Origin of the sequence: Kitasatospora papulosa (assembly GCF_000717245.1) — a bacterium.
Classification (GTDB): Bacteria; Actinomycetota; Actinomycetes; order Streptomycetales; family Streptomycetaceae; genus Streptomyces; species Streptomyces papulosus.
In genome coordinates this window covers 1-5252 of sequence record NZ_JNYQ01000038.1, presented here as the reverse complement: position 1 = coordinate 5252, position 5252 = coordinate 1, and the positions used below count along the sequence as shown (strand labels likewise).

General features: G+C 57.1%; 2 rRNA genes. Both read left to right on the top strand.

The annotated features are described in order from the left end of the window. Positions 1–275: 275 nt before the first annotated feature. A 16S ribosomal RNA gene (locus IA22_RS34640) occupies positions 276–1801 on the top strand. A gap of 303 nt (positions 1802–2104) precedes the next feature. Beyond that, positions 2105–5230, top strand: a 23S ribosomal RNA gene (locus IA22_RS0133415). The 16S and 23S rRNA genes sit together here, the layout of an rRNA operon. Positions 5231–5252: the final 22 nt, after the last annotated feature.

The window sequence follows — 5252 nt, the reverse complement described above, 5'->3', positions numbered from 1 at the left end:
AGTCGGAAACGCAAGAACGAAGGGAAGCGCCCGGAGGGCCCCGGTGAAACGGGACCGAAGGAAGCGTCCGTTCCTTGAGAACTCAACAGCGTGCCAAAAGTCAACGCCAGATATGTTGATACCCCGGCCTGCATCGCAGGTTGGTGGTTCCTTTGAAAAGTCCTGCACGGTCCTCGGACCGGGTAGGCAACAACAGCGAGGACGCTGTGAACAACCGGTCATATTCCGACCTGGTTGTTCCGCTCTCGTGTTGTGATCCCGATTACGGGAAAACATTCACGGAGAGTTTGATCCTGGCTCAGGACGAACGCTGGCGGCGTGCTTAACACATGCAAGTCGAACGATGAAGCCCTTCGGGGTGGATTAGTGGCGAACGGGTGAGTAACACGTGGGCAATCTGCCCTTCACTCTGGGACAAGCCCTGGAAACGGGGTCTAATACCGGATAACACTCTGTCCCGCATGGGACGGGGTTAAAAGCTCCGGCGGTGAAGGATGAGCCCGCGGCCTATCAGCTTGTTGGTGGGGTAATGGCCTACCAAGGCGACGACGGGTAGCCGGCCTGAGAGGGCGACCGGCCACACTGGGACTGAGACACGGCCCAGACTCCTACGGGAGGCAGCAGTGGGGAATATTGCACAATGGGCGAAAGCCTGATGCAGCGACGCCGCGTGAGGGATGACGGCCTTCGGGTTGTAAACCTCTTTCAGCAGGGAAGAAGCGAAAGTGACGGTACCTGCAGAAGAAGCGCCGGCTAACTACGTGCCAGCAGCCGCGGTAATACGTAGGGCGCAAGCGTTGTCCGGAATTATTGGGCGTAAAGAGCTCGTAGGCGGCTTGTCACGTCGGATGTGAAAGCCCGGGGCTTAACCCCGGGTCTGCATTCGATACGGGCTAGCTAGAGTGTGGTAGGGGAGATCGGAATTCCTGGTGTAGCGGTGAAATGCGCAGATATCAGGAGGAACACCGGTGGCGAAGGCGGATCTCTGGGCCATTACTGACGCTGAGGAGCGAAAGCGTGGGGAGCGAACAGGATTAGATACCCTGGTAGTCCACGCCGTAAACGTTGGGAACTAGGTGTTGGCGACATTCCACGTCGTCGGTGCCGCAGCTAACGCATTAAGTTCCCCGCCTGGGGAGTACGGCCGCAAGGCTAAAACTCAAAGGAATTGACGGGGGCCCGCACAAGCAGCGGAGCATGTGGCTTAATTCGACGCAACGCGAAGAACCTTACCAAGGCTTGACATATACCGGAAAGCATCAGAGATGGTGCCCCCCTTGTGGTCGGTATACAGGTGGTGCATGGCTGTCGTCAGCTCGTGTCGTGAGATGTTGGGTTAAGTCCCGCAACGAGCGCAACCCTTGTTCTGTGTTGCCAGCATGCCCTTCGGGGTGATGGGGACTCACAGGAGACTGCCGGGGTCAACTCGGAGGAAGGTGGGGACGACGTCAAGTCATCATGCCCCTTATGTCTTGGGCTGCACACGTGCTACAATGGCCGGTACAATGAGCTGCGATGCCGCGAGGCGGAGCGAATCTCAAAAAGCCGGTCTCAGTTCGGATTGGGGTCTGCAACTCGACCCCATGAAGTCGGAGTTGCTAGTAATCGCAGATCAGCATTGCTGCGGTGAATACGTTCCCGGGCCTTGTACACACCGCCCGTCACGTCACGAAAGTCGGTAACACCCGAAGCCGGTGGCCCAACCCCTTGTGGGAGGGAGCTGTCGAAGGTGGGACTGGCGATTGGGACGAAGTCGTAACAAGGTAGCCGTACCGGAAGGTGCGGCTGGATCACCTCCTTTCTAAGGAGCACTTCTTGTCAGCTTCGGCTGACCAGAGGCCACTACGTCGGCAAATGTTCGACGGTGGTTGCTCATGGGTGGAACGTTGACTATTCGGCACGACAGGTAACTCACTGCTAGTACTGCTTCGGCGTGGAACGTGGTGAGGGATCGGTCGGGTCGGGCACGCTGTTGGGTATCTGAAGGTACGGGCTCGTTGAGTCTGGATCTTCGGTTGCCGGCCCCAGTGCACTCACCTGTAAGGGTGGGGTGATGGGTGGCTGGTCGTTGTTTGAGAACTGCACAGTGGACGCGAGCATCTGTGGCCAAGTTTTTAAGGGCGCACGGTGGATGCCTTGGCACCAGGAACCGATGAAGGACGTGGGAGGCCACGATAGTCCCCGGGGAGCTGTCAACCAAGCTTTGATCCGGGGGTTTCCGAATGGGGAAACCCGGCAGTCGTCATGGGCTGTCACCCGCTGCTGAACACATAGGCAGTGTGGAGGGAACGAGGGGAAGTGAAACATCTCAGTACCCTCAGGAAGAGAAAACAACCGTGATTCCGGGAGTAGTGGCGAGCGAAACCGGATGAGGCCAAACCGTATGCGTGTGATACCCGGCAGGGGTTGCGCATGCGGGGTTGTGGGAGTTCTCTTGATCAATCTGCCGATTGGTCGGCAAGTCAGAAACCGTTGGTGTAGGCGAAGGACATGCGAAAGGTCCGGCGTAGAGGGTAAGACCCCCGTAGCTGAAACATCAACGGCTTGCTTGAGAACCACCCAAGTAGCACGGGGCCCGAGAAATCCCGTGTGAATCTGGCGGGACCACCCGCTAAGCCTAAATATTCCCTGGTGACCGATAGCGGATAGTACCGTGAGGGAATGGTGAAAAGTACCGCGGGAGCGGAGTGAAATAGTACCTGAAACCGTGTGCCTACAAGCCGTGGGAGCGTCGCGCATCGAGCTTGCTCGGTGCGTCGTGACTGCGTGCCTTTTGAAGAATGAGCCTGCGAGTTAGCGGTGTGTAGCGAGGTTAACCCGTGTGGGGAAGCCGTAGCGAAAGCGAGTCCGAATAGGGCGATTGAGTTGCACGCTCTAGACCCGAAGCGGAGTGATCTAGCCATGGGCAGGTTGAAGCGGAGGTAAGACTTCGTGGAGGACCGAACCCACCAGGGTTGAAAACCTGGGGGATGACCTGTGGTTAGGGGTGAAAGGCCAATCAAACTCCGTGATAGCTGGTTCTCCCCGAAATGCATTTAGGTGCAGCGTCGTGTGTTTCTTGCCGGAGGTAGAGCACTGGATAGGCGATGGGCCCTACCGGGTTACTGACCTTAGCCAAACTCCGAATGCCGGTAAGTGAGAGCACGGCAGTGAGACTGTGGGGGATAAGCTCCATGGTCGAGAGGGAAACAGCCCAGAGCATCGACTAAGGCCCCTAAGCGTACGCTAAGTGGGAAAGGATGTGGAGTCGCAGAGACAACCAGGAGGTTGGCTTAGAAGCAGCCACCCTTGAAAGAGTGCGTAATAGCTCACTGGTCAAGTGATTCCGCGCCGACAATGTAGCGGGGCTCAAGCGTACCGCCGAAGTCGTGTCATTCACACATATAGGGCCAACGCCTGTGTGGATGGGTAGGGGAGCGTCGTGTGCCGGGTGAAGCAGCCGCGGAAGCGAGTTGTGGACGGTTCACGAGTGAGAATGCAGGCATGAGTAGCGATACACACGTGAGAAACGTGTGCGCCGATTGACTAAGGGTTCCTGGGTCAAGCTGATCTGCCCAGGGTAAGTCGGGACCTAAGGCGAGGCCGACAGGCGTAGTCGATGGACAACCGGTTGATATTCCGGTACCCGCTTTGAAACGCCCAATACTGAATCAGGCGATGCTAAGTCCGTGAAGCCGGCCCGATCTCTTCGGAGTTGAGGGTAGTGGTGGAGCCGACGAACCAGACTTGTACTAGGTAAGCGATGGGGTGACGCAGGAAGGTAGTCCAGCCCGGGCGGTGGTTGTCCCGGGGTAAGGGTGTAGGACGCACGGTAGGCAAATCCGTCGTGCATATAAGTCTGAGACCTGATGCCGAGCCGATTGTGGTGAAGTGGATGATCCTATGCTGTCGAGAAAAGCCTCTAGCGAGTTTCATGGCGGCCCGTACCCTAAACCGACTCAGGTAGTCAGGTAGAGAATACCGAGGCGTTCGGGTGAACTATGGTTAAGGAACTCGGCAAAATGCCCCCGTAACTTCGGGAGAAGGGGGGCCATCACTGGTGATCCGATTTACTCGGTGAGCTGGGGGTGGCCGCAGAGACCAGCGAGAAGCGACTGTTTACTAAAAACACAGGTCCGTGCGAAGCCGTAAGGCGATGTATACGGACTGACGCCTGCCCGGTGCTGGAACGTTAAGGGGACCGGTTAGCTGACTTTCGGGTCGGCGAAGCTGAGAACTTAAGCGCCAGTAAACGGCGGTGGTAACTATAACCATCCTAAGGTAGCGAAATTCCTTGTCGGGTAAGTTCCGACCTGCACGAATGGCGTAACGACTTCTCGACTGTCTCAACCATAGGCCCGGTGAAATTGCACTACGAGTAAAGATGCTCGTTTCGCGCAGCAGGACGGAAAGACCCCGGGACCTTTACTATAGTTTGATATTGGTGTTCGGTTCGGCTTGTGTAGGATAGGTGGGAGACTTTGAAGCGGCCACGCCAGTGGTTGTGGAGTCGTCGTTGAAATACCACTCTGGTCGTGCTGGATGTCTAACCTGGGTCCGTGATCCGGATCAGGGACAGTGTCTGATGGGTAGTTTAACTGGGGCGGTTGCCTCCTAAAGAGTAACGGAGGCGCCCAAAGGTTCCCTCAGCCTGGTTGGCAATCAGGTGTTGAGTGTAAGTGCACAAGGGAGCTTGACTGTGAGACCGACGGGTCGAGCAGGGACGAAAGTCGGGACTAGTGATCCGGCAGTGGCTTGTGGAAGCGCTGTCGCTCAACGGATAAAAGGTACCCCGGGGATAACAGGCTGATCTTCCCCAAGAGTCCATATCGACGGGATGGTTTGGCACCTCGATGTCGGCTCGTCGCATCCTGGGGCTGGAGTCGGTCCCAAGGGTTGGGCTGTTCGCCCATTAAAGCGGTACGCGAGCTGGGTTTAGAACGTCGTGAGACAGTTCGGTCCCTATCCGCTGTGCGCGTAGGAATATTGAGAAGGGCTGTCCCTAGTACGAGAGGACCGGGACGGACGAACCTCTGGTGTGCCAGTTGTCCTGCCAAGGGCATGGCTGGTTGGCTACGTTCGGAAAGGATAACCGCTGAAAGCATCTAAGCGGGAAGCCTGCTTCGAGATGAGTATTCCCACCACCTTGAGTGGTTAAGGCTCCCAGTAGACGACTGGGTTGATAGGCCAGATGTGGAAGCCCGGTAACGGGTGGAGCTGACTGGTACTAATAGGCCGAGGGCTTGTCCTCAGTTGCTCGCGTCCACTGTGTT